Origin of the sequence: Parvibaculum lavamentivorans DS-1 (assembly GCF_000017565.1) — a bacterium.
In the GTDB taxonomy this organism is placed as follows: Bacteria; Pseudomonadota; Alphaproteobacteria; order Parvibaculales; family Parvibaculaceae; genus Parvibaculum; species Parvibaculum lavamentivorans.
On sequence record NC_009719.1, the window covers coordinates 15,306 to 39,149 of the forward strand.

21 protein-coding genes are annotated in these 23,844 nt (G+C 63.5%); 8 read left to right on the top strand and 13 right to left on the bottom strand.

Annotated features, from left to right (window positions below):
* Window positions 1-155: 155 nt before the first annotated feature.
* Window positions 156-1,847, bottom strand: coding sequence for a 2-isopropylmalate synthase (leuA, locus tag PLAV_RS00075; RefSeq protein ID WP_011994927.1), 1,692 nt, complete (start codon window positions 1,845-1,847; stop codon window positions 156-158).
* Between the two features lie 285 nt (window positions 1,848-2,132).
* Complete coding sequence (locus PLAV_RS00080; protein WP_011994928.1) at window positions 2,133-2,744, bottom strand: SCO family protein; 612 nt, start codon at window positions 2,742-2,744, stop codon at window positions 2,133-2,135.
* A gap of 169 nt (window positions 2,745-2,913) precedes the next feature.
* Here PLAV_RS00080 and PLAV_RS18580 point away from each other — a divergent pair, with 169 nt between their 5' ends.
* The 4 genes from PLAV_RS18580 to PLAV_RS00100 all read left to right on the top strand — a co-directional run bounded on the left by PLAV_RS18580 (window position 2,914) and on the right by PLAV_RS00100 (window position 6,796).
* Window positions 2,914-3,498, top strand: a complete 585-nt coding sequence (locus PLAV_RS18580) for an ankyrin repeat domain-containing protein (protein WP_011994929.1) — start codon at window positions 2,914-2,916, stop codon at window positions 3,496-3,498.
* 95 nt (window positions 3,499-3,593) lie between these two features.
* On the top strand, window positions 3,594-4,664 hold the full coding sequence (locus PLAV_RS00090) for an MBL fold metallo-hydrolase (RefSeq protein ID WP_011994930.1): 1,071 nt from the start codon (window positions 3,594-3,596) through the stop codon (window positions 4,662-4,664).
* A gap of 98 nt (window positions 4,665-4,762) precedes the next feature.
* Window positions 4,763-6,169 (top strand): ActS/PrrB/RegB family redox-sensitive histidine kinase, encoded by a 1,407-nt coding sequence (locus PLAV_RS00095; RefSeq protein ID WP_011994931.1) that lies wholly within the window; start codon window positions 4,763-4,765, stop codon window positions 6,167-6,169.
* Window positions 6,170-6,796: an ActR/PrrA/RegA family redox response regulator transcription factor gene (locus PLAV_RS00100; RefSeq protein ID WP_011994932.1), complete on the top strand. Its 627-nt coding sequence runs from the start codon at window positions 6,170-6,172 to the stop codon at window positions 6,794-6,796.
* Between the two features lie 2 nt (window positions 6,797-6,798).
* Here PLAV_RS00100 and PLAV_RS00105 read toward each other — a convergent pair whose 3' ends face one another.
* From PLAV_RS00105 to PLAV_RS00125, 5 genes are all read right to left on the bottom strand, one after another.
* Window positions 6,799-7,095: a HigA family addiction module antitoxin gene (locus PLAV_RS00105; protein ID WP_011994933.1), complete on the bottom strand. Its 297-nt coding sequence runs from the start codon at window positions 7,093-7,095 to the stop codon at window positions 6,799-6,801.
* Between the two features lie 24 nt (window positions 7,096-7,119).
* Window positions 7,120-7,398: a type II toxin-antitoxin system RelE/ParE family toxin gene (locus tag PLAV_RS00110; protein ID WP_011994934.1), complete on the bottom strand. Its 279-nt coding sequence runs from the start codon at window positions 7,396-7,398 to the stop codon at window positions 7,120-7,122.
* A 44-nt stretch (window positions 7,399-7,442) separates the two neighbouring features.
* A complete protein-coding gene (locus PLAV_RS00115) occupies window positions 7,443-7,931 on the bottom strand; it encodes an MmcB family DNA repair protein (protein ID WP_011994935.1) in 489 nt (162 codons plus the stop codon).
* A 10-nt stretch (window positions 7,932-7,941) separates the two neighbouring features.
* Complete coding sequence (locus PLAV_RS00120; protein WP_041535757.1) at window positions 7,942-8,823, bottom strand: phosphotransferase family protein; 882 nt, start codon at window positions 8,821-8,823, stop codon at window positions 7,942-7,944.
* A gap of 112 nt (window positions 8,824-8,935) precedes the next feature.
* Complete coding sequence (locus PLAV_RS00125; protein ID WP_011994937.1) at window positions 8,936-10,057, bottom strand: ferritin-like domain-containing protein; 1,122 nt, start codon at window positions 10,055-10,057, stop codon at window positions 8,936-8,938.
* Between the two features lie 255 nt (window positions 10,058-10,312).
* On the opposite strand from PLAV_RS00125, the gene PLAV_RS00130 reads away from it, so the two are divergent.
* On the top strand, window positions 10,313-11,635 hold the full coding sequence (locus PLAV_RS00130) for an Hsp70 family protein (protein WP_011994938.1): 1,323 nt from the start codon (window positions 10,313-10,315) through the stop codon (window positions 11,633-11,635).
* Between the two features lie 192 nt (window positions 11,636-11,827).
* Window positions 11,828-13,096, top strand: a complete 1,269-nt coding sequence (locus tag PLAV_RS00135; protein WP_011994939.1) for a cytochrome P450 — start codon at window positions 11,828-11,830, stop codon at window positions 13,094-13,096.
* A 196-nt stretch (window positions 13,097-13,292) separates the two neighbouring features.
* On the opposite strand, the gene PLAV_RS00140 is transcribed toward PLAV_RS00135, so the two are convergent.
* Window positions 13,293-14,426, bottom strand: a complete 1,134-nt coding sequence (locus PLAV_RS00140) for a ferritin-like domain-containing protein (protein WP_041535759.1) — start codon at window positions 14,424-14,426, stop codon at window positions 13,293-13,295.
* A 582-nt stretch (window positions 14,427-15,008) separates the two neighbouring features.
* Here PLAV_RS00140 and PLAV_RS00145 point away from each other — a divergent pair.
* Window positions 15,009-17,360 (top strand): efflux RND transporter permease subunit, encoded by a 2,352-nt coding sequence (locus PLAV_RS00145; RefSeq protein WP_011994941.1) that lies wholly within the window; start codon window positions 15,009-15,011, stop codon window positions 17,358-17,360.
* A gap of 104 nt (window positions 17,361-17,464) precedes the next feature.
* Entirely contained in the window at window positions 17,465-18,313 is an 849-nt protein-coding gene (locus PLAV_RS00150; protein ID WP_011994942.1) for a sterol desaturase family protein, read from the top strand.
* A 3-nt stretch (window positions 18,314-18,316) separates the two neighbouring features.
* Here PLAV_RS00150 and PLAV_RS00155 read toward each other — a convergent pair whose 3' ends face one another.
* From PLAV_RS00155 to PLAV_RS00175, 5 genes are all read right to left on the bottom strand, one after another.
* Entirely contained in the window at window positions 18,317-19,570 is a 1,254-nt protein-coding gene (locus PLAV_RS00155; RefSeq protein ID WP_011994943.1) for a cytochrome P450, read from the bottom strand.
* A 53-nt stretch (window positions 19,571-19,623) separates the two neighbouring features.
* Window positions 19,624-20,265 carry an HAD-IA family hydrolase gene (locus tag PLAV_RS00160; RefSeq protein ID WP_011994944.1) on the bottom strand — a complete coding sequence of 214 codons (642 nt, stop codon included), beginning with the start codon at window positions 20,263-20,265 and terminating at the stop codon, window positions 19,624-19,626.
* 84 nt (window positions 20,266-20,349) lie between these two features.
* Complete coding sequence (locus PLAV_RS18585; RefSeq protein WP_011994945.1) at window positions 20,350-21,354, bottom strand: SPOR domain-containing protein; 1,005 nt, start codon at window positions 21,352-21,354, stop codon at window positions 20,350-20,352.
* Window positions 21,354-22,058, bottom strand: coding sequence for a ParA family protein (locus tag PLAV_RS00170; protein WP_011994946.1), 705 nt, complete (start codon window positions 22,056-22,058; stop codon window positions 21,354-21,356). The genes PLAV_RS18585 and PLAV_RS00170 overlap by 1 nt, the downstream gene beginning before the upstream one ends.
* 264 nt (window positions 22,059-22,322) lie before the next feature.
* Window positions 22,323-23,624 carry an adenosylmethionine--8-amino-7-oxononanoate transaminase gene (locus PLAV_RS00175; protein WP_011994947.1) on the bottom strand — a complete coding sequence of 434 codons (1,302 nt, stop codon included), beginning with the start codon at window positions 23,622-23,624 and terminating at the stop codon, window positions 22,323-22,325.
* Window positions 23,625-23,844 lie beyond the last annotated feature (220 nt).

Consider the following 23,844-nt stretch of genomic DNA (forward strand, 5'->3'; position numbering starts at 1 on the left):
GCAGCCTGTCAAAGCGGATTTTTTCGGGTGATTACGGCGAATAGTCGAGGAGTGTCACGTAACTGTCACAAGACCGTCATGAGGCGCTTTTGGCGCTTCATGACGGTTTTGTGACGGTTTGACGACAGTCGGCCCGAAAGCGGGGATAAACCCCTCTATTCGGCGCCGCCGCAGAGCCGCGCCCATTCGGATTTCGGCCGCCGCGCCGCCGCCCGGTTGGCGGCGCTCAGCATCGCCTTGAACGAGGCGGTGATGATGTTGGCGTCGATGCCGACACCGAAAAGATCGCCCGGATGTTCGGGGTCCGCGACCTCCATGAAGGCGACCGCCTTCGCGTCGGTGCCCGATCCGATCGAATGCTCTTCATAGTGACGGAGTTCAACGCCGAGCTTCAGAGCATCCATCGCCGCGTCGATTGGGCCGTTGCCGGAACCGGAGAGTTCCTCTTCCTTGCCGAAGCGCCGTATACGGATCTTCACGCCCTGCTTGCCGCTCTCGTCATAGAGAGAATGGGACAGATACTCGATGGGCTCCGCGCGGGTGAGATATTCCTCTTCGAATATCCGCCAGATGTCGGCCGCTCGCACTTCCTTGCCCGTATCGTCCGTCACGCGCTGGACGGCGGAGCTGAACTCGACCTGCAGCCGGCGCGGCAGTCGAAGGTCATATTCCGCTTCCAGCAGATAGGACACGCCTCCCTTGCCGGACTGGCTGTTCACGCGAATGATCGACTCATAGGTGCGGCCCAGATCCTTCGGATCGAGCGGCAGGTAGGGCACCTGCCAGATGTCGCCCGCCTTGTAGGCGGCAAGTCCCTTCTTGATCGCATCCTGATGCGAGCCGGAAAAAGCCGTGAAGACGAGATCGCCGACATAGGGGTGGCGCGGATGGATCGGCAACTGCGTGCAATATTCCGCCGTGCGCGCGATCTCGTTGATCTGCGCGAAATCCAGTCCCGGATCGATGCCCTGGCTGTAGAGATTGAGCGCCAGCGTGACGAGATCGACATTGCCCGTCCGCTCGCCATTGCCGAAGAGACAGCCTTCCACGCGGTCGGCGCCCGCCATGATCGCCAGCTCCGCCGCCGCCACCGCCGTGCCGCGGTCATTATGCGGGTGTACGGACAAGATGATGCCGTCGCGCCGTTCGAGATTGCGGTGCATCCATTCGATCTGGTCGGCATAGATGTTCGGCGTCGCCATTTCCACCGTCGCCGGCAGGTTGATGACGACTTTTCGCTCCGGTCCCGCTTCCCATATCTCCGTCACCGCATCGACAACCTCTTTCGCGAAGTCGAGTTCGGTGCCGGAAAAGACTTCCGGGCTGTACTGGAAGGTCCAGTTGGTCTCGGGCTGCGTGGCCGCTATTTCCTTTATCTGGCGGGCACTTTCCGTCGCAATGGCTTTCACGCCCTGCTTGCCCTGCTGGAAAACCACCTCGCGGAAATTCGGCGCCGTCGCGTTATAGACGTGGACGATGGCGTTCTTCGCGCCTTTCAGCGATTCCATCGTGCGCGCGATGAGTTCGGGCCGCGCCTGCGTCAGCACTTCGATATGAACATCGTCCGGCACGCGGCCTTCTTCCACGAGCTTGCGGATGAAACCGAAATCCGTGTCCGAGGCGGAAGGGAAACCGGCTTCGATTTCCTTGAAGCCGATCTTCACCAGCATCTCGAACATGCGGAGCTTCCGTTCCGCGTTCATCGGCTCGAAAAGGGCCTGATTGCCGTCGCGGAGATCGGTGCTCATCCAGATCGGCGGCTTGGTGATCGTCTTCGACGGCCATTGCCGGTCGGACAAGGGCACCGGTGCGAAGGCGCGGTATTTGACGGAAGGATTCTTCAGCATGATGTGTCTCACATCTCAACGGAACGGCGCGCGGCATGGGCTTTCGTGGCGCTCATGGGCGCAGGGAGAACTAGGAAGATGTCGGAAGGTAAATGTTTTCTGCGCTCAGGCGCAGAGGAGCGCGCCCCGAAGAAGGGCGAGGTCAAGGCCGAGCGTCTGGCCGAGGGCGATATGCCGGTTGCATTCCATGGGCCGGGAACATAAGGCGATACCGGAAAACCGTCAAGACACTGACGAAGGGGCGCGGCGAAAGGTGCAATTAGGACAGCAACCCTCACCTTACCGTCACTCGATATGGGACGCGATATCGGCCGCCATCTTTTCCGGCGCCGTGGCCGGCGGGAAGAGCTTCAGATATTCGCCGTCCGGTCCCATCAGGAAGACGATGGAGGAATGGTCCATCGTGTAATCCTGGGACGAGCTCTCGTCTTCGGCCTTGCGATAGAAGACGTGATAGGCATTCGCGACCTCGGCGATCTGTTCGGGCGAGCCGGTAAGGCCGATCAGGCGCGGATGAAAGAGCGGCACGTAACGGGCCATGACTTCAGGCGTGTCCCGTTCGGGATCGACCGTGATGAAGATCGGCTGGACCTTTTCGGCGTCGTCCCCCAATGCATCGAGAGCCGCCGCCATGATGGCAAGTTCGGTCGGGCAGACGTCGGGACAGAAGGTGAAGCCGAAATAGATCAGCATGTAGCGGCCACGGAAATCCGCCTCCGTCACTGTCTTGCCGGTCTGGTCGACAAGTGTGAAGGGCCCGCCGACACGCGCTTCCCCGCTCGATGCAACGGGCTTCTCGCCCTCGGCCATGTCGATGGCGACCTCGGAAATCAGGAGTCCGAGGCCGATTGCCACGAAAATGCCGACGATGAGAGCGATCAGGCCGTTGCGCGACATCCACTTCTCCTTTTCCGTCCGGCGCGCGATTGCGGGACGCGCGCCCCTCGATGGTCTATACTTGCGGTCTGGGGGGCGCGGACGAAGAGCCGGGCCCGGTTGTCTGTCTAGCGTCAAATGAGCCTTTAGAGAAATGTTTCGATATCGCGAACCTGCCGGTGGCGGCAAAATGACACGCGTCCTGCCCGCATTTCTCCTGTCAGCCTCTCTGCTGTTGGCGGCGCTCTTCGCCGCGGCGCCCGTGCAGGCGATGCAGCCTGGCGGGCCGACCAACTACATCATCGACAATGAGACGGTTCAGGCCGCCCGCACCGGCGACAATGAGAAGCTGCGCGCCGCCCTCGTCAAAGGCGTTTCACCCAATGAAAGCGGCCGCGACGGCATACCGATGCTCATCCTCGCCGTCGGCAATGGCCATCTCTCGACGGTGAAGATGCTGCTCGAAAACGGCGCCGATCCCGACCGCCGCGCGCCCGACGGCACCACGCCCCTGTCGCTGGCGGCGCTGGCCGGCCGCACCAAAATCGCCGAGGCACTGCTCGAGGCCGGTGCCAATCCGAACCGGCCCGGCGCCAACCGCGAAGTGCCGCTTCTCATCGCCACGCGCGCCCGCCATAGCGCCATCGTCGAAGTGCTGATCCGCCACGATGTCGATATTTACGATACCGACGTCACCGGCCGGACGGCGCTGGATCTGGCCGAGGAAAATCATTTCGGCGAAATAGCGGCGCTGCTGCGCGGCGCCGGCGCCTGACGCGCGGCAACGCGGGAGCTTGCGCGGGCCGCTCCCTTGTTGGGAGGCAGGATCGACCTATCTTATGGGTATCGAAACTTGAACCTCAGGCAGGAATGAAACAGCGTCGCGCATCGCCGAAAGCCGCGAAAGCGGGCACCGCCGCCGCAGCTTCCGACGCGGAGCCGCGCCCGTGGCATCACATGCCGGACGGAACCTTCCGTAATCCCGAGGGCTGCGACAGCCGCGGCCAGGGCCGTATGCGTCATGCCGGGCCCTTCTTTCTCGAAATGCTGAAGATGGGTGCGCGCAAGGTCGAGGTGCCGGAAGGGCATGTCGTGCCGCGCGGCGAGGCGGTGCGCGACCTGCAGGCCTATGTGAAGGGTGAGGATGATTTCCTGACCTGGCTCGGCCATGCCTCTTTCCTGATCCGCATCGGCGGCCTCACTGTTCTCACCGACCCCTATCTCACCACCTTTGCCGGCCCTGCGGGCCTCGGCCCGCGCCGCTACGTCAAATCCGGCGTACCGATTTCGGCGCTGCCACCCATCGACATTCTCGTCGTCAGCCACAATCACTACGACCATCTCGATGAGCGCGCGCTGGCGCGGCTGCCGAACAAGAAAAGCATGATGGTGGTCGTGCCGCTCAGGCTGGCGAAGTTTTTCCGCGATCGCGGGTTCCCGAATGTCGTCGAACTCGACTGGCACCAGCGCTACGAAACACGCGGCGTCTCGGTGACGGCGCTGCCGGTGGTGCATTGGTCGCGGCGCTCGGGTTTCGACACCAACAGGACGCTCTGGGCGGGCTTCGCGCTCAAGAGCGAGGAACACCACCTCTTCTTCGGCGGCGACAGCGGCTATGGGCCGATCTTCAGCGATATCGGCGATGCCTATGGCCCCTTCGATACGGCGCTTCTCGGCATCGGCGCCTATGAGCCGCGCGTGATGATGAAGGCTTCTCACGCAACACCGGAAGAAGCGGTGCAGATGGGCCGCGACCTCAAGGCACGCCGCATCGTCGGGATGCATTGGGGGACGGTGCTCCTGACCGTGGAGCCGCCCTTCGAGCCGCCGGAACGCTTCGTGAAAGCGGCCGCCGAACAAGGCTATGAGCCGGAAAACACCTGGATCATGCGGATCGGCGAAACGCGCCCGCTTGCCGGCGCCTGGCCGTCCAACGTCTGACGCCTTCCCGCTTCTCCCCTGCGACGTCCTGCCCTTCATGACGCGGAGGCCGCGAGGCCCTAGACTGCGCGCGGGACCAGGCGGCGGAGAGAAAATTCATGGCCATGACCGAAGACCGGAGCTCCATGCATTGGCTGCGCCGGAATTTTCTGGCGGGGCGCATGCCCGGCGATCCAAGCGGGCAGGTGCGCCTGCAGACGCTCGTCATCCTGCGCTGGCTCGCCATCGCCGGACAGCTCGCCGCCGTGCTTGTCGTTCATTTCGGCATGGGTTTTCCGCTGCCGCTCGGCCTCTGTCTCGCGGTGATCGCCGCTTCCGCCTGGCTCAATGTTTTCCTGACGCTCCGATACCGCTCGGCGACGCGCTTGCCCGACTGGCAGGCGGCGGTCTATCTCGCCATCGATCTCGCGCAGCTTGCGATCCTGCTGTTCCTGACGGGGGGCTTGCAGAATCCTTTCGCACTTCTGTTCATGGCGCCGGTGACGATTTCGGCGACGACACTCTCGCTCCGCAGCACCGGCTTCCTGCTCGCACAGGCCTTCACCTATGTGACGCTGCTCTCCTGGTTCCATATGCCGCTGCCCTGGCGGCCGGGCGAGGAGCCGCAACTGCCCTCGCTCTATGTGACCGGCCACTGGCTGGCGCTGCTGCTCGGCCTCGGCTTCATGGCGGCCTATGCCTGGCGCATCTCGCAGGAATCGCGCCGCATGTCGGCGGCGCTCTCGGCGACGCAGCTCGTGCTGGCACGTGCGCAGCGCCTCTCCGCGTTGGATGGGCTTGCCGCCGCCGCCGCGCATGAACTCGGCACGCCGCTCGGCACCATCTCGCTTGTCACGAAGGAACTGATGCGCGGCCAGATGGGCGAACAGGAGATGAAGGAAGACCTCGCGCTTCTTCACAGCCAGGCGGAACGCTGCAAGGACATTCTCTCGCGCCTGTCGCGCCAGCCGGATGGCGCCGATGTGATCTATTCGCGGCTGCCGCTCCACGCGCTGCTGGACGAGGTCGTCGCGCCGCATCGCGACATGGATGTGGTCTTCCATATCGACGTCATCGCCGACGAGGACGGCGCGAGCGAGCCGGAAATCTGGCGCCGCCCGGAAATGCTCTACGGGCTCGGCAATTTCATCGAGAACGCCGCCGATTTCGCGCGCGAGGAAGTGTCCGTGACCGCGCATTACGGCAAGGGCCATATCTCGATTGTGATAACGGATGACGGGCCGGGCTTCGCGCCGGACGTGCTGGAAAAGCTCGGCGAGCCCTATGTCACCACGCGGCCCCGCAAGCGCACCGCCCTTGCCGACCCGGATAGCGGCCATGAGGGCATGGGGCTCGGTTTCTTCATCGGCAAGACGCTGCTGGAGCGGACGGGGGCCACCGTCGAGATCGGCAACCGCAACGATGCCAGGGCGGGTGCACGTCTCGCCATGCGTTGGCCGCGCCGCGCCATCGAGGCCGATCCGGCCTTTCCGGAGCAGGGGGAAGCGGCCCACAAGGCTGGCTAAATGGAGCCATCCGGCCTAGAATCCGGCCAATTCCGACAGAGATTGGACGACCAAGTGACAGATTCTGCCGAGGCGCCCGAGGGCGAGACCCCCACCATTCCCGAAGACCGCACCTTGCTGCTGGTCGATGACGACATCCCCTTTCTGACGCGGCTTGCCCGGGCGATGGAAGGCCGCGGCTTCGAGGTGACGACCGCCAGCACAGTGAAGGACGGCAAGGAGCTTGCCCGCTCGAAAAAGCCGGGCTTCGCGGTTGTCGACATGCGGCTCGAAGACGGCAACGGGCTCGACGTGGTGGCGACGCTGGAAGAGGTGCGGCCCGATGCGCGCATCGTCGTGCTGACCGGCTACGGCAATATCGCGACGGCGGTGACGGCGGTGAAGCTCGGCGCGGTCGACTATCTCGCGAAGCCGTCGGACGCCGACCAGATCGAGGCGGCGCTGCTGGCCACCGGCGGCGACAAGGCCGACCCGCCTGAAAACCCGATGTCGGCGGACCGTGTGCGCTGGGAACACATCCAGCGCGTCTACGAGCTTTGCGACCGCAACGTCTCGGAAACCGCCCGCCGCCTCAACATGCACCGCCGCACTCTGCAGCGGATACTGGCGAAACGCGCGCCGAAATAGGCTCAGGCGGCCCTGATCGTTTTGATGGAAGCAAGTTCCTTCCTGTCGATCCGGTCGCGGGCCGTTTCGAGGTCGTAACGCGCCTGCATGTTGAGCCAGAATTCGGCTGACGATCCGAAAGCCCGCTCGAGCCGCAAGGCTGTGTCCGGCGATACGTCGCGCCGCCCCGCCACGATGGTGCTGATGCGGTTCGCGGGCACGCCGAGCTTCTGCGCCAGCGCATTGGCGCTGAGCCCAAGCGGCTTCATGAAATCTTCCGCCAGCACCTCGCCGGGATGAATGGGTGCAATTTTGGTCATGGGTTTCACTCGACAATCTTCAGTTCAGTGATAATCGACAATCTGGACATTCTCCGGGCCGCCTTCCCGCCATTCGAAGCAGATACGCCACTGATCGTTGATGCGGAGCGACATCTGGCCCTTGCGGTTACCCTTGAGTGCCTCCAGCCGGTTCCCCGGCGGATATTTCAGATCTTCCAGGGAGCGTGCTGCGTCGAGCTGAGCCAGCTTCCGCAGCGCAATTCGCTCGAAGGCGCGAAAGCGGGCGACGGATTGCCGTCCCCACAGGCGCTCGGTGTCCTTGTCCGCGAAGCTTCCTATCACAGCAGAAAACTAGTACGTTATACGTACAACGTCAAGAGGCCGGCTCACTCCGGATCGAGAAAGCGGTGGACGCGGCGGGCCGAGACGCGGGCCGCATGGAGCGTCAGTTTCTTGCGGCGCGCGGGCGGCAGCGGCGTGTGCGGGCCTTCGCGCAGGATTTCCGCGCCGAAGCGGTCGGCGATGACGAGGCCGACTTCTCCGGGAATGATCTCGCGCGGAAATTCCGGCGGCACCGCGAAATAGAAGCGGTCGCAGAAATCCAGATACTCCTCCCACTTCGCATCCGTCCGGTAGTCGATCAGGCTCGACTTGATTTCGAGCACGATGATTTCGCCTTTCGGCCCGAGCGCCATGATGTCGACGCGCCGCCCGGTTGCGAGCGAGAACTCCGTCACCGCCGCATAGCCCATCTGCGCGAGCAGGCGGCAGCAGCCGCGCTGCACGCTTGCCGCGATCGCGGATTGACGGCCGTCGAAGAGGCGGAACTCATCCGCCATCACGTCGGGCAGCTCTGGAAGATCGTCTTTCGCCATGGCTCGCAAACTACGCTTCGATGCCCGCCTGCCGCAATGCCTCGTCGAGAAAGCTGGTGCGGCGCATGGCTTCGCGTGGATGGCCGCTATTGCCGCCTATGGCGAGCGAGATGGCGGCATTGACGGCGACGCTCATGCGGAAACGCTGCATGTCGACGGCGCGGCCGGAAACGGCGGCATAGGAGCGGAAGATGGCGTCGCGCATCGGCCCCGGATTGTCGAAATGGCGGAGATCCTCCTCGCGAAAGCCGGTGCCGGCTTCCGCGAAGTCGATGAAGCCGAGAGCCTCGCCACGCGCCGAAAGAATATTGGAAAGATTGAGGTCGCCGTGAAGCAGCACGGGCGTTCCTTCCTCGCCGCGCAGCATCTCCTTCAACCGTTCGAGGCGGGCGCGCTGCTCCGGCGCGCCGATCCGCGACAAGGCCTCGTCGATGCTGCGAAGGCTGCTGGAGCCGAGCTTAGATGCCTCGCCCGCAAGCGCCGCGCTTGCCTCATGGAAGCGGGCGATGGCGGCGCCGATCTCCTCGCCGAGCCTTTCGCGCTCCTCGCTTTTGAGAGCGTAGAGCCCGCCTTCGTCGATGGGGCGGCCGGGCAGCTTTTCAAGCCGCAGCCAGCCCGCGAGCGGCGGCCCGGAATGCGCATAGGCATTTTCAAACCGGCCCGATGCGATCAGCCGCGGCAGGCGCGGCGCGGAAAGAGAGAGGCCGCCGAGAAGACCGAGCGCGGCGGCTTCGCGGAAATATTTGCTCTCGCCCGAGCCGAGGCCGCCATGCCTGCGCACAAGCTTCAGCACGCTGCCGTCGCCGAGATCGTGGACGCTGCTCCACAGGCCCTCGCCGATCAGCGGCCAGGGGCCGTCCGGCAGATCGGGAATGTCGGGAAGATTGCTCATCGGCGGAGTGTAGCAGCAAAGCGCGTGAAAAAAGGGCGGCTCTTGCGAGCCGCCCTGAGTTTTTCCCCGACCCGCGTTCACGGTTGAGAGGACCCTTCGGGGAAGTTCTGTTCTAGTCGGCCGCGACGTTCGCCAGCAGGTTCTTCTTGGCGAAGTTCACCGTCTTCAGGAAGTCGATGCCCTGCTCTGCGATGTCGTCGCCGACCATGCGGTCGTCTTCGTTCTTCAGTTCTTCCATGTCGACATAGGTCGCGTAGAAGGCGCGGGTGCGGTCGGTGATGATGCCCGCCTTGAGCAGCGTCTTCACCAGCACGCGGAAGACATTCGCCGCGTCCTTCATGCCCTCGCGCCGGTCTTCATCCGTCACCGCTTCAAGCATTTCCGCCTGCACCTGTTTCCAGTCGAGGCCGAAATCGGCATAGATCAGTTTCTTCTGTTCAGGGTTCACGAGGTTGAAGAGCAGCGTCTGGAAGACGCTCGCCGCCCAGTCCTCGATGATGTCCCGCTCTTCCTGGGAGAGTTTGGGGATCGTGCGGTCGGCCCAGATCTTGCCGAACTTGTGGTGGAAGGCCTCGTCCGTCATGGCGAGCTGGCAGAGCTTCACGAGAAGCGGGTCGCGCGCCGTGTTGAAGAAGGTCGCGAAGGTGCCCATCGCCAGGCCCTCGACGAGAAGCTGCATGCCGACGATCTTCTTGTAGACCTCTTTCGCATTGACCATTTCGGCCAGAAGGTTCGCCAGCGTCTCGCCGCAGGGAAGCGGCTTGCCCCACCGGGCCTGCACATATTTCGCGAAGGCGGTGACGTGGCGCGCTTCCTCGCGCGCCTGGTTGGCGGCGTATTCCTGCGCGCCCGGATCGAGCAGGATGTGGCAGAGCGAGGCGGAGAGATTGAGCGCGCCCTGCTCGCCATGCAGGATCGCCGACATCATCCAGCGCGCGGTCTCGTTGACGAAGCGCACCTTCTCCTTTTCGGAAAGCTTTTCGAAGGAGGGAAGCTTCAGTTCCGGCACAAGCTCGGGATCGATCAGCATTTCATTTTCGCTGTCGAAGCTGTCCGTGAAGTCGATATAGCGCTTGTCCATCGGGTCCCAGAAATGGTCATGGGTCGCCGAGATGATCTTGTCGAAGGCGGAGGAGCGCCGGTTGTAGCGCTCGGTATTCATCATCGCCTCGAAATCGTCCGGCGAGACGGCGTCATAGGCATTGTCCTTGGTGATCTGGCGAATGTCGGTCATCTGTCTCTCCACGCTCCCTTTGCGGTGCCGGCGGAGGCCGGTCTTTAGCCACACTCGGATTGTGGGTATTGGTGCGACGCACAACAATTCAAAAATGACGCCTGCGTCATTTTGCGCAGACGCCACCGGGAACGCGGACCGTCTGGACAAGTCCCCGCCGCTTCTGTATTTCTCGCCGCCCTTTCGCCGGAAAATCCCGTTCAACCCTCAGATGTATCGCCGTGGCCAGCCGCCAGACGGATACGAGGTGATCTCATGTCCCCACGTTTCATCGGTCTCGATTTCGGGACCACCAACAGCGCGCTCGCCGTCGCCTCGCCCGAGGGCGCCGCGCGTCTCGTACCGGTGCGCCACAGGAACGAACTCCTGAACACCTTCCGCTCGATCCTCTATTTCGACGATGAGGAGCGCGATCCGAACGGACGGCCGCATGCCTTTGCCGGGCCGGACGCAATGGACGCCTATCTGGAGCGCGGCGCCGAAGGCCGGTTGATCCAGTCGGTGAAATCCTATCTCGCCAATCCGAACTTCACCTCGACGAGCATTTTCAACAGCCGCTTCACGCTGGAAAATCTCGTCGGCTTCATCGTCGCCCGGCTCGTCGATGCGACGGCGGAAGCGGAAGAGCTGTCGGGCGAGATGCTGGCGGGGCCGGTTGTCGTCGGCCGTCCGGCGCGCTTCGTGCGCAACAGTCTGGGCGTGGCCGACGGCGCGCATGACGATCTGGCGGTGGCGCGGCTGCGCGAGGCGCTGCGCGGCGTCCGCATCCCGGATGTCCATTTTGAATTCGAGCCGGTGGCCGCAGCCTATAGCTACGAGGCATCTCTCGCCCGCGACGAGCTTGTGCTGATCGGCGACTTCGGCGGCGGCACGTCGGATTTCTGCCTGCTGCATGTCGGCCCCGGCATGCGCGAGGTGAAGGCGCGCGGCGAAACGATTGTCGGCGTTTCGGGCGTCGGTCTTGCGGGCGATGCTTTCGATGCGCGCCTGATCGAACATTGCGTCGCGCCGCGCCTCGGCAAGGGCACGAATTACAAGAGCGGCAGCAAGACGCTTCCCGTTCCGTCCTGGCCCTATGACACGATGAAGCGGTGGCACGAACTGAGCCTCATCAACACCCGCAAGACGCGGCGAATGCTGGAAGAGATCGGCCAGACGGCAGAAGCGGCGGACGAGGTGGCGGCGCTGTCGCGGCTCATTTCGGAGGAACGCGGCTTCGCGCTTTACCAGGCCGTGGAGGCGACGAAGGTCGCGCTTTCATCCTCTCCCGAAACGACGCTTCATTTCGATCTCGATCCGGTGACGATCGACGCGCGCGTGACGCGCGCCGAATTCGACAGCTGGATCGCGCCGGAGCTTGCGGAAATCTCGACCTGTGTCGACCGCCTGCTGGAGGAGACGGGGACGTCCCCCGGGCGCGTCGACCGCGTCTTCCTGACCGGCGGCTCCTCCTTCATTCCCGCGGTCAGGAGGCTCTTCGCGGCCCGCTTCGGCGCGGAAAAGCTGGCCGGCGGCGGCGAGTTGACCTCGGTCGCGACGGGGCTCGCGCTTGCCGCGAGGCAGCGTTTCGGGGACTGACCGAAAGCAGAAAAAGAGTCAGATTTGTGCAAAAAATGACGCCTCCGTCATTTTCAAGGGATTTTTCCCATGCTAGGCTTTTGAGTGAAACAACTGAAAATGACACCAGCGTCACTTTGCGTATGACAAGTCCGCGTTTACGGACTATCCTTGACGCAACGGAAATTCAGAAAAAAGCCGGAGGAAAACCCCATGAGCGACGCAGCGGTAAAATACGAAGCCGATGAGGCACGCGACGAGGCCTATTCGATCCCCCTCGCGGAGATCAATGTGGCCGACCCGTCGCTCTTCCGGGATTACAAGATGTGGCCCTATTTCGAGCGGCTGCGCGCGGAGGCCCCGGTTCACTACAGCCAGGGCAATGAGGACACCGGGCCCTACTGGTCGGTGACGCGCTACAACGACATCATGTCGGTGGATACGAACCACCAGGTCTTCTCCTCGGAAGGCGGCATCACGCTGCGCGACCAGGACGAGGACTTCAAGCTGCCCATGTTCATCGCCATGGACCCGCCCAAGCATGACGACCAGCGGAAAGTCGTGAGCCCCATCGTGGCGCCCGGCAACCTGGCGAAGCTCGAAGGCACGATCCGCGAACGCGCCGGCAAGATCCTCGACGAATTGCCGACGGGCGAGCCGGTCGACTGGGTCGATCGCGTCTCCATCGAACTCACGACGCAGATGCTGGCGACGCTGTTCGACTTCCCCTTCGAGGAACGCCGCAAGCTGACGCGCTGGTCCGACGTTGCGACGGCCACGGAAGAATCCGGCATCATCGAATCCGAGGAGCAGCGCCGCGCCGAACTTCTCGAATGCGCCGAATATTTCATGGGTCTGTGGAATGAGCGCGTGAACGCGCGTGAGCCGGGCAACGACCTCATCTCCATGCTCGCGCATGGCGAGTCGACCCGCAACATGGACAAGATGGAATATCTCGGGAACCTGATCCTGCTGATCGTCGGCGGCAACGACACGACGCGCAACTCGATCTCGGGCGGCCTCTACGCGCTCAACAAGTTCCCGGACCAGTACAAGAAGCTCCTCGCCAATCCGGGCATCATTCCGAACATGGTACCGGAAATCATCCGCTGGCAGACGCCGCTCGCCTATATGCGCCGCACCGCGCTGCAGGACGCGGAAGTCGGCGGCCAGACGATCCGCAAGGGTGAAAAGGTTGCGATGTGGTATGTCTCGGGCAACCGCGACGAAAGCGTGATCCAGAACCCGAACGAACTGGTGATCGACCGCGAACGTCCGCGCCAGCACCTCTCCTTCGGCTTCGGCATTCACCGCTGCGTGGGCAACCGTCTCGCCGAGATGCAGCTCCGCATCATCTGGGAAGAAATCCTGAAGCGTTGGGACCAGCCGATCCGTGTGCTGAGCGAGCCGCAGCGCGTGCATTCGAGCTTCGTGAAGGGCTACGAAAAAATGATGGTCGAGTTGCCGAAGCGCAAGCACTGAGGCAACCGCCGCACCAGGAACAGCCGCACCAGGAACAGCCGGGCCGGAGACATCCGCGCCCGGCTTTTTCATGCGCCCTCTCCAGCGGGTGGAAACAAAAAGGGCGGCTTCCGAAGAAGCCGCCCAGTTTGTTCGAGGGGATCGAGTTGAGGGAACTCTACTCCGTCTACGCTTTACGCAACTTGTCGTCCGGCGCTTATTCCGCGGCGGAGACGCTTACATTCTTCAGCGCATCGGCATTGGTGCCGAAATTGATCTGCTGCAGATAGCGGATGCCGTCCTCGGCGATATCGTCGCCGACCATGCGGTCGCCTTCATGGCGCAGCTCTTCCATGTCCACATAGGTGGCGTAGAAGGCCTTGGTGCGGTCGGTGATGATGCCGGCCTTGAGCAGCGTCTTGATGAGCACGCGGAAGATGTTGGTGCCTTCCTTCATGCTCTCGCGGCGGTCTTCATCGCCGAAGGCTTCGAGCATCTCGAGCTGCACCTGCTGCCATTCGAGACCGAACTCGCCGTAGATCGCCTGCTTCTGCTCGGGGTTCACGAGGTTGAACAGCAGGGTCTGGAAGCACTCGGCCGCCCAGTCCTCGATGATGTTCTGCTCTTCTTCCGAGAGGTTCGGGATCGTGCGGTCGGCCCAGATCTTGCCGAACTTGTGATGGAAGGCTTCGTCCGTCATCACGAGCTGCGTCAGCTTGACGAGGAGCGGATCGTTCGACTTCGCGTAAAGCGTCGCGAAGGCGCCCATGGCAAGGCCTTCGACCAGCATCTGCATGCCGACGATCTTCTTGTAGACCTCCGGTGCGTTGACGATGTTGGTGAGCAGGCCGCCCAGCGTCGGGCCGACGGCGAGGGGCTTGCCCCAACGCGCCTGGATGTATTTCGCGAAGGCCGTCACATGGCGGGCTTCTTCGCGGGTCTGGTTGGCGGCATATTCCTGCGCGCCCGGATCCTTCAGGATGTGGCAGAGCGAGGCGGAAAGCGCCAGCGCGCCGGCTTCGCCATGCAGGATCGACGAGAGCATCCAGCGCGCGCTCTCATTCGCGAATTTCACGCGCTGCTTTTCCGTCAGCTTCTCGAAGCAGGGCAGGCGCAGCTCCGGCATCAACTCGCCCGGCATCACCATCTGGTTTTCGAGATCGAAGGGTTCGGCGAAGTCGATGTACTTCTCGTCCAGCGGATCCCAGAAATGGTCGTGGGTCGCGGAAATGATCTTGTCGAAGGCGGTGGAGCGGGCGCCGTAACGTTCCGGCTGCATCATCGCCGGGAAATCATGGGGGGCGACGGCATCATAGGCGTCGTCTTTGGTGATCTGCCGAATTTCGGTCATCAAGGGTTCTCCAGAGGGTCAGCCGGGACGAGGGGTCGCCGGGAACGCGGGAAGCCGGACTTCGAAGGCGAGCGCCCCCCTGCCGGTCTGTTCTGTTTCAGGAAAGAATAGGGCCGGGTGTCCCCGGGTCAAGGGAAAAATGACGGAGGCGTCAACTTTAAACCGGAACGGTAACAACATCGTAAACTTCGCGGATTGCAACTACGCACTGGTTACAAACGGCGTCTGTATGTGATATTTGAGAAAGTGGATGATCAATCCGTTCCATCGCGCGGGGGCTGTGCGGCGGAGACAAGAGATGTGGCATCCAGGGAGGGGGCAAACCCCCGACGGAAACGAACGGGCGATGTGCAACCGGCTCCGGCCTGCGCGGAACCCCTTAAATCGGGGAGGGTGGTCCTTCGGGGCCGCATGTCCGCCTTTCAGGCGGCGATCCTCCAGAAGACAAGACCGGTCACGGTCGCAGCCGAAGACACCGCGTCCCTTGCCGGTGCCGTCCCTGCGTTCCGGCGGACTGCGATTTGCAACTGTGTCGCCCAACCGGCAACGGGAAAGCGGCGAGGGGAACGATAGGTAGAGTCGATGATTGGATTTCTCGAAAATGTTGTCTTCCGGCTCCGCGCGCTGATCCTGCTGGGCCTTCTGGTCTTCACGGTCATTGCCGGATATTACGCGACGGGCCTGCGCATGACCGCCGGCTTCGACAAGCAGCTTCCGGTCGGCCACGAATATATTCAGACGTTCCAGGAATATCGCGACCAGCTCTTCGGCTCGAACCGCATCATCGTGGTGCTGGCGCCGAACGAAGGCACGATCTGGACCCGAGAGTTCTTCAAGACCTACAAGGAACTCACCGACGACATCTTCTTCCTGCCCGGCGTTTCCCGCCACACGGTGACATCGCTCTGGACGCCCAACACCCGCTACATTGAAATCACCGAGGACGGCATCAGCGCCGACGACGTCATTTCCGGCCGCGTCACCGCCGACTCGATGACACCCGCGAACCTTCAGAAAATCCAGAGCAACGTCATTCGCGGCGGCTTCGTCGGCCGCCTCGTCGCCGACGACTTCCAGTCCGCCATGGTCGTCGCCGAGTTGCAGGATTACGATCCTTCGACCGGCCAGCCGCTCGACTATTTCGACCTCGCCGCCAAGCTCGAAAAGCAGATCCGCGACAAATACGAGAGCGATCAATACACCGTCCGCATCATCGGCTTCGCCAAGCTGATCGGCGACATCGCCGACGGCGCCGGCACTGTCGTGAAGTTCTTCATCGTCGCCTTCATCTTGACGGCGCTGGCGCTTTATCTCTATTCGCGCTCGGTGCTGCTGACATCGGCAACGCTCTTTGCCTCGCTGACCTCGGTGGTCTGGCAATTCGGTCTGCTCAATCTGCTCGGCTACGGTCTCGATCCGCTGGCGGTGCTGGTGCCCTTCCTCGTCTTCGCCATCGGCGTCAGTCACGGCGTGCAGCAGATCAACCTCATTACGGCCGAGATCAGCGCCGGCGCCAATGCCGAACAGGCGGCGCGCGTCGCCTTCTCGCGTCTTCTGGTGCCGGGCTCCATGGCCCTCATCACGACGCTGGTCGGCTTCGGCACGCTCTACCTGATCCCCGTACCGATGATCCGCGAACTCGCCATCACCGCCTCGATCGGCGTGGTGCTGAAAATCGCGACCAACCTCATCATGCTGCCGCTTCTCGTCAGCTATCTGAAGTTCGGCGAGAACTTCCGCGACCGCGTGACGCGTTCGCGCGAAGTGCGCCTCAAGATCATGCGCGGGCTCGGTTTCGTGGCCAGTCCGCGCTGGGCCGTCATCATCCTGATCGGCTCGACGACGCTCTTCGGCATCGCCGTCTACCAGGGCATGAACCGCCATGTCGGCGCGCTTCACGCCGGTGCGCCGGAGCTTCGGCCCGACGCGCGCTACAATGTGGACTCGACGGAGATCGCCAACAGCTTCGCGCTTGGCCTCAACGTGCTGACGGTGGTGGTCGAAACGCCGCCGGACAGCTGCGTGACCTATTCCTACATGAAATATCTCAACCAGTTCTCCTGGGCGATGCAGAACGTCCCCGACGTGACGCTCGTCGTCTCGCTGCCCTTCGCGATCAAGGGTTCGGCGGCCGGCTGGAACGAGGGCAACCTCAAATGGAAGGATATTCCGCGCAACCGTCCGGCGCTGGCGCAGGCGTCGAACACGGTGCCGGGTGCGGGCGCACTCTATAACCAGACCTGCACCATCCTTCCGCACATGATCTATCTGAAGGACGCGAAGGCGACGACCATCAAATCCGCCATCAATGCGGTGAAGGAATGGCGCGCCGCTCATCCGATGGAAGGCGTCAATATTCGCCTCGCTTCCGGCAATATGGGCGTGCAGGCGGCGGTGAACGAAGAGATCACCGAAACCGAACTGCCGATGATGATGTGGGTCTATGCCGTCATCATCGCGCTCGTCACGCTCACCTATCGCGACTGGCGGGCCGTCATCGCCTGTTGCCTGCCGCTCACCTTCGGCACCTTCTTCGGCTACTGGTTCATGGAAGTGCTGCAGATCGGCCTGACCGTGGCGACGCTGCCGGTGATGGTGCTCGCGGTCGGCATCGGCGTCGACTACGCCTACTACATCTACAACCGCATCCCCTATTACCTCGGCGAGGGGATGAACGTGACCGACGCTTTCCGGCAGGCGCTCCTCGAAACCGGCATGGCGACCTTCTTCACGGCGCTCACGCTGGCGGTCGGCGTTTCCACCTGGGCCTTCTCGGATCTGAAGTTCCAGGCGGATATGGGCCTGCTGCTTTCCTTCATGTTCATGGTCAACATGATCATGGCGATCACGGTGCTGCCGGCACTCGCGGTCGTTCTGGAAATGCTGTTCCCGCGCAAGCGTCCCGTCGCCCGCCAGAGCGCGCCGGTTCACTGACGCCCGCATCACAGACAGACGAAAAGGCCGCCGCTCACCCGGCGGCCTTTTTTCATGCCCCGCCGCCCCGACGCTGTTACAGTGACGCCATGGGGATAAGGGCTATGCACGTTCTGATTTCGCGCCTGCTCTGGCCGCTGCTGGCGGGTGGCTCGCTATCGCTGATCTATCTCGGCATGGAGGCGGGCCACGGCATTCTCGCGTTCAATCTGAGCTATCTCGGCCTGGCGCTGACCATCGCCGTGCTGGAGCGCGCGATGCCGCATGAGCGCGGCTGGCTCGCCAATGACGGGCAGATGGGCCCCGACCTCGCGCATACGCTGCTCAGCAAGGGCATCGCGCAGGTCATCGTCACGGTGATTGTGTTCATGGGGATCGCGGAATGGGTAAAGCCTGCGGACAGTCCCCTCTGGCCGGAGAGCTGGCCGCTCGCCGCGCAGGTCGCGCTCGGCCTCGTGCTTGTCGAGGCGGGGCTCTACTGGAAGCACCGGCTCGCCCATGAATGGCCCTGGCTCTGGCGCTTCCATGCCGTTCATCACAGCGTAACGCGGCTCTGGTTCTTCAATACCGGCCGCTTCCATCCCGTCGACACGGTGACGGGGTTGCTGGTCGGCATCCCGCTGCTTCTGCTCCTCGGTGCGCCGCAGCCCGTATTGCTGATGGTGAGCGCGGTGACGGCCGTCATCGGCATCCTCACCCATTGCAATATCGAAATGCGCTGCGGGCCCTTGAGCTATGTCTTCAACACGCCGGAAACGCATCGCTGGCATCACTCGAAGAATCTCGACGAGGGCAATCGCAACTATGGCGAGAACCTGATGCTGTTCGACATGCTCTTCGGCACCTATATCAATCCGCGCCGCCGTCCGCCCGCCGATATCGGCATCGAGCACGAGATGCCCGCCGATTTCATCGGCCAGCTTAAAATCCCCTTCACCCGCGCGCCGCTTTGAGCTTCAGCCCTCCGGCGTGTAGCTCACCGGCATTTCCTTGATGCCGTAGATGAAGTTCGAGCGCAGCCGCCGGATCGGCCCCGAGACGTTGATGTCCGGGAAGCGGCGCAGCAATTCCTCGAACAGGATCGTGAGCTGCAATTCCGCGAGCCGCGAGCCGAGACAGAAATGCTGCCCGACGCCGAAGCCGATCTGCGCCGGCACGCCCGGCGCCGCATAGCGTGCAACGTCGAAGCGGTAGGGATCGGCCCATTGCGCCTCGTCGCGATTGCCGGACGCATACCACATCACCACCTTGTCGCCTTTGCGGATCTTCTGGCCGCGCAATTCCGTATCTTCCGTCGCCGTGCGGCGCATATGGAGAACGGGGCTCACCCAGCGCACGATTTCCTGTACCGCGCTCGGGATCAGCGATGGATCGTCGAGGAGCTTCTGCCGCTCCCCCGGATTTTCCGAAAGCGCCAGCAGCCCGCCCGAGATCGAATTGCGCGTCGTCTCGTTGCCCGCCACGACAAGCAGGATGAAGGTGCCGATATAGGTCGGGAAGTTCATCGCCTCGCCGCCGATCTTCGAATGGGCGAGCATGGAAATGAGATCGTCGCCCGGCGTCTCCAGCCGCTGCTGCCAGAGCCCCGCCGCATAGCCCGCCATCTCCATGATGCATTTCTGCATATATTCGTCGGAGACGCGCAGCTCCGGGTCGTCCTCGCCTACCGTCGCGTTCGACCATTCGAAGAGCTTCGGCCCGTCGCTTTCCGGCACGCCGAAAAGTTCGGCCAGCACTTCGATGGGGAGCGCGGCGGCCACGGCGGAAATGAACTCCGCCTCGCCCGTCTTCGGCATCGCATCGAGCAGCCGCGTCACGCGCGCGCGGATGCGCTCTTCCATATTGGAAATGCGCTTCGGCACAAAGCCCGGCGTCACCATCCGCCGGTAGCCCGCATGGGCCGGCGGGTCCATCGAGATCATGCTCGCGTCGGTGTCGTTCCCGCCGATCTCGTTCTCGTTGAAGATGCGGTGTCCGCCATTATGCTTGGCGGAGGAAAAGAGCTTCGGATTTTTCGACACCGCCTCGATGTCGTCATAGCGCGTCACCGCCCAGAAGCCGGGGCCGTCCGCTTCCGGGTTCCAGTAGACGGGCTCTTCCGCGCGCAAGCGGCGAAAGGCCTCGTGATGCTGCTCATGCAGATAGAGGTCCGGGTCTTTCAGATCCGGCTTGCCGTTGAGATCGATCGCCTTCGCCTGCGGCCTGAGCATGGGTCCCTCTCCTCTTGTTCTTTTGAGAAGAAGCTTAGGCCCCTCGCGCCGGATCAGGAAAGGGGAAAGCCGACCGCGTCTTCCAGTTCCTTCAGCGCCTGTTCCGGCGTCACGACCTTGATCGTCGTCATGCCGAGCAGTCTGGCGGGCTTCAGGTTGATGCCGAGATCGTCGAGATAAACCGATGACGCAGGGGAAACGCCGAGCGCCTCGCAGGCCATTTCGTAGATGCGCGGATCGGGCTTGCGGATGCCGACTTTCGAACTCTCGATCACATGGTCGAACAGCGACATGACTTCGGCAACGGCGGCCGCCTTCTCGCCGGAGCGCGCCATGCCCGCGCCTTCGCCCGCCGACACATTATTGGTGATGCAGCCGACCTTCGCGCGTTCCTTGCAGCGTTTCAGCGCCGTCACCATTTCAGGGCGAATGTCGCCCGACAGAAGCTCGATGATGTGGCGGCCGGGAATGCGCGTGCCGCGCGCCTCGGATTCTTCGGCGAACAAACGGTCGAAATCGTCCAGCGTGCATTCGCTGCGCTCGAACAGCGCCCAGGCATTGGTGTCGGGATTGACCGCGTTGATGCCGCGAATGAAATCCTTCGGCAGCCCGCGTTCCGTCTCGTAGCGGTTGAACGCCTCGAACGGGCTCGATGTGAGCACGCCGCCAAAATCCCAGATAACCGCTTCGACCATCAGTCCTCGCCTTTCTTGAATGTCGTTTGGCGGGAACCTACACGCTCGCGCCCGCCCGCGCCAAGCGCGGGCGGATGCAGCGGTTCAGCGTGATTTGACGAGGCAGTCCTGACCGGCGGATTTGAGGCTCGCACAGGTCGATTGCGCGGCGCTCTTCGTCTCGAAGCCGGCGGCGCGGACGCGGTAATAGACGCCCTTGTCGCCGAGATCGGCGCGTTCCACGTCGAGCGCGTGATTGCCGAGAAGCGAGGGATGCTTCTTCTGCAATGCGGCCCAGGCGCTTTTCGCGCCTGCCTCGTCGCGCAGCGCCATGATCTGCACGAGCCACGCGCCGCCGCTTGCGGGGGCGGCGGCCGGTGCGGGCGTCGCGGCCTGCACGGGCGCGGGCTCCGGCGCGGCTGCCGGTTCCGCGGCGCGCGATTGCGGAACATCGGCCTCGGGCGCGGCCTGCTGCGGCGCCGCGGCGGGCGGTACGATGGATTGCGGCGCCTGGGCGGCTGGCGCCTCGCGCACCTCGACCCCTGCGCTGGCGGGCGGGCTCGCCTCCGGCGCCGCCGCTTCGGGCGCGGCGGGGCGAAGATCGGCCGCGACATCCGGCACGGTTGCTTCGTCGGGGGTGGCGCCGGGCGCTTCCGCCTGTTGCGGCGTCTGTTGCGGCGCCTGCGCCGTCTGTGCGGGAGCCGCCGCTTCCGGCGCCGCGGTGATGGCGGGAGAAACCGGCGCAACGCCCCTGTCGCCCTCGTTCAGCGACAGCGCCACCAGCACCCCGCCCAGAAGCGCGATACCGACAAAGGCGCCGGCGATCAGCCGCGCGCGGCCGCCGCCTTCTTCTTCCTCCGGCGTATAGATGATCTCGGGTTCGGGCGGCCGGGGCCGCTCGTCTTCGTCCATTCCATGCATCTCCGGCCTCTCCGTGGCGGGGCTCGCATAGAGCCCCTGGGACGGGCCTGAATTTACACCGATTCCACTCAAATGCGGCTGCCGCCCGGGTGAAAGCGTCACGCGCGAAATCGGGTCGACCGAGGAAGGCCCGGCATCACCCTTGCGCGCAAGCAGGTCACTCGTCAATGAGGCAGGCTTCTTGGACATCAGGCGGCTCCGCGCAGGGCGCTGTCGGGTTTGCCGGCGCCGCTGCCGGGAAGGAACGAACCGGAGCTGAGAGGCGCGGTTTCCCGGCCTGTCAGGCGGTCTTCAAGGAAGCTCCAGAGCTCGGCAATCTCTTCCGGCGACTTCGTCTGGGAAGCGATTTCCATGACGGTGCGGCCGTCGATCATGCTGGAGGCGAAGTCGATCCGCTGGTGAAGGATCGAGGGGGCCACGGGGCCGTGATGGGACAGCGCGATCACGGCTTCGGTGGTGATGCGGGCCCTGGGGCTTGCGCCATTGACCGCGAAGACCAGCGGCTTGCCGATTTCCTCGCAGATGCGAACGGTCGCCCCCGCCGCGCGCAGATCGTGCGGGCTCGGCCTTGTCGGAATGACCACGAGGTCGGAAAGGCTCACGACATGGCCGATGGTCGAGGTGATGGCGGGCGGCGTGTCGATGATGACGAGCCGGACGCCGCCGTCGCGCAGCCGCTGCAGATCGGCTTCGAGGCCTTCATTCGAGGCGCGCACGAAGAAGGGGCGTTCCGCCTCGCGGGCATTCCACCACTGCGAGAGAGACCCCTGCGGGTCGGTATCGATCAGCGCCACCGGCCCCGCGCCCCTGCGCTCGGCTTCGACGGCAATGTGGCCTGCAAGCGTAGTCTTGCCGGAGCCACCCTTCTGGGACGCAAACGCAATGACGTGCATGGCTTTCGTATTCCTGATGACCGGCCGCCGGCACAACTCCCTTGCCGGGTTCCGCATAAAATGACGCGCCAGCCGCAATCGGGGAAAGAGCTTTCGCGCCCCCCGCGATCCGCCGGCATGTGCGTGATCGAATATCGAAAAGGCCGAATCAGCCCCCGAGGTCAGAGTAATGTGTGACCCATTTTGGCTCAACATGTGGGAGTGAAAAATCCGCGCTACCCCACAAAATGTGTTGAGAGCGACACAATTCCCCGTAACCTCCGGTCAGGCGGCGGTGGTTTCTGCCGTTATTTTCAGCATTGCCGAGGTCAGCCGCGCGAGATCTTCCTCGCCGGTCACAAGCGGCGGCGTCGTATAGACGATATTGCCGAACGGCCTGATCCAGACGCCTTCCTCCACGAAGCGGCGCTTCATCAGGTTGAGGTCGCCCATCCGCTCCAGTTCGATGGCACCGATCGCCCCTTTGACGCGGACATCCTTCACACCGGGTATGTCGCGGGCCGGTTCGAGTTCGCGGGAGAGCTGGGCGGAAATCGCCGCCACCTGTTCCAGCCGCGGCTCCCGCTCGAAGAGATCGAGCGAGGCATTGGCCGCCGCGCAGGCAAGCGGATTGCCGGTATAGGTCGGCCCATGCATCAGCGCGCGGCCGGCATCGTCGCCGAGAAACGCCTCGAAGATCGGCGCGCGGGCGATGGTCGCGGCAAGCGCCATGGTGCCGCCGGTCAGCGCCTTCGACAGCGTCACGATGTCGGGCACGATGCCCGCCTGCTCGCAGGCAAACATCGAGCCGGTGCGGCCGAAGCCGGTGAAGATTTCGTCGAGGATCAGCAGCATGTCATGCTTGTCGCAAAGCGCGCGCAGCACTTTCAGCGTCGCCGCATCGTGAAAGCGCATGCCGCCCGCGCCCTGCACCAGCGGCTCGGTGACGACAGCGGCCACCTCATGCGCATGGGCCGCGAGAAAAGCGTCGAGCGCCGCTTCCTTTTCCGCATCCGTCGGCAGCTCGCAGATGAATTGTTCGGCGATAGCGCCCTTGAAGAGCGTGTGCATCCCCTCGTCCGGATCGCAGACCGACATGGTGGCAAGCGTGTCGCCGTGATAGCCGCCCTTGAAGCTGACGAAGCGCGTCCGTCCCCGCACGCCCTTGTTGATCCAGTATTGCACCGCGATCTTCATCGCGATCTCGACCGAGACCGAGCCGGACTCGGAAAAGAACACATGGCCGAGATCGCCCGGCAGCTTTTCCGAAAGCCGCGTTGCAAGCCGGCAGGCCGGTTCATGCGCAAGCCCGCCCAGCATCACATGCGGCATCTTCTCGAGCTGCGCCGTCACCGCCGTGCGGATATGCGGATGATTGTAGCCATGCGCCGCCGTCCACCAGGACGAAATCCCGTCTACAAGCTCGCGCCCATCCGCCAGCGTCAGCCGCGCGCCGTCCGTCTTCACGACCGGCAGCGCCATCGGCGTCGTCTGCATCTGCGTATAAGGCAGCCACAAATGCGGCGCGCCCTCCGCAAGCCATGCAGGCGGATGGGGCGTCAGCGGATTGGCGGGAGGAATGGACATGGGGGCGGCCTCGCTTCGGCTTTTTTCGTTGGCAGATAGTCGCGTTTCGCGAGGCGATGGCAAGAGCCAAAAGCCGAGATTGCAAGCGAAATCGCGCTGACATAGGATGCCGCCGGTGCCGCGAAGGGCGCCGCCGTCCGAGAAAGAGGAACTCACCTTCGCCTGACGTGCTGAGACGACGCCTCGCGTTCGCATAGCCTTCATTGTTTGCCGTCGCTTC

What these genes read in the sequence shown, in the direction of transcription:
- PLAV_RS00105 (WP_011994933.1), bottom strand. Translation starts at nt 7,095, where the DNA reads ATGACCAAAATTGCACCCATTCATCCCGGCGAGGTGCTGGCGGAAGAT.
- PLAV_RS00080 (WP_011994928.1), bottom strand. Translation starts at nt 2,744, where the DNA reads ATGTCGCGCAACGGCCTGATCGCTCTCATCGTCGGCATTTTCGTGGCA.
- PLAV_RS18580 (WP_011994929.1), top strand. Translation starts at nt 2,914, where the DNA reads ATGACACGCGTCCTGCCCGCATTTCTCCTGTCAGCCTCTCTGCTGTTG.
- PLAV_RS00155 (WP_011994943.1), bottom strand. Translation starts at nt 19,570, where the DNA reads ATGCTCAGGCCGCAGGCGAAGGCGATCGATCTCAACGGCAAGCCGGAT.
- PLAV_RS00160 (WP_011994944.1), bottom strand. Translation starts at nt 20,265, where the DNA reads ATGGTCGAAGCGGTTATCTGGGATTTTGGCGGCGTGCTCACATCGAGC.
- PLAV_RS00170 (WP_011994946.1), bottom strand. Translation starts at nt 22,058, where the DNA reads ATGCACGTCATTGCGTTTGCGTCCCAGAAGGGTGGCTCCGGCAAGACT.
- PLAV_RS18585 (WP_011994945.1), bottom strand. Translation starts at nt 21,354, where the DNA reads ATGTCCAAGAAGCCTGCCTCATTGACGAGTGACCTGCTTGCGCGCAAG.
- PLAV_RS00090 (WP_011994930.1), top strand. Translation starts at nt 3,594, where the DNA reads ATGAAACAGCGTCGCGCATCGCCGAAAGCCGCGAAAGCGGGCACCGCC.
- PLAV_RS00135 (WP_011994939.1), top strand. Translation starts at nt 11,828, where the DNA reads ATGAGCGACGCAGCGGTAAAATACGAAGCCGATGAGGCACGCGACGAG.
- PLAV_RS00175 (WP_011994947.1), bottom strand. Translation starts at nt 23,624, where the DNA reads ATGTCCATTCCTCCCGCCAATCCGCTGACGCCCCATCCGCCTGCATGG.
- leuA (WP_011994927.1), bottom strand. Translation starts at nt 1,847, where the DNA reads ATGCTGAAGAATCCTTCCGTCAAATACCGCGCCTTCGCACCGGTGCCC.
- PLAV_RS00115 (WP_011994935.1), bottom strand. Translation starts at nt 7,931, where the DNA reads ATGGCGAAAGACGATCTTCCAGAGCTGCCCGACGTGATGGCGGATGAG.
- PLAV_RS00125 (WP_011994937.1), bottom strand. Translation starts at nt 10,057, where the DNA reads ATGACCGACATTCGCCAGATCACCAAGGACAATGCCTATGACGCCGTC.
- PLAV_RS00150 (WP_011994942.1), top strand. Translation starts at nt 17,465, where the DNA reads ATGCACGTTCTGATTTCGCGCCTGCTCTGGCCGCTGCTGGCGGGTGGC.
- PLAV_RS00095 (WP_011994931.1), top strand. Translation starts at nt 4,763, where the DNA reads ATGGCCATGACCGAAGACCGGAGCTCCATGCATTGGCTGCGCCGGAAT.
- PLAV_RS00145 (WP_011994941.1), top strand. Translation starts at nt 15,009, where the DNA reads ATGATTGGATTTCTCGAAAATGTTGTCTTCCGGCTCCGCGCGCTGATC.
- PLAV_RS00130 (WP_011994938.1), top strand. Translation starts at nt 10,313, where the DNA reads ATGTCCCCACGTTTCATCGGTCTCGATTTCGGGACCACCAACAGCGCG.
- PLAV_RS00140 (WP_041535759.1), bottom strand. Translation starts at nt 14,426, where the DNA reads ATGACCGAAATTCGGCAGATCACCAAAGACGACGCCTATGATGCCGTC.
- PLAV_RS00100 (WP_011994932.1), top strand. Translation starts at nt 6,170, where the DNA reads ATGGAGCCATCCGGCCTAGAATCCGGCCAATTCCGACAGAGATTGGAC.
- PLAV_RS00120 (WP_041535757.1), bottom strand. Translation starts at nt 8,823, where the DNA reads ATGAGCAATCTTCCCGACATTCCCGATCTGCCGGACGGCCCCTGGCCG.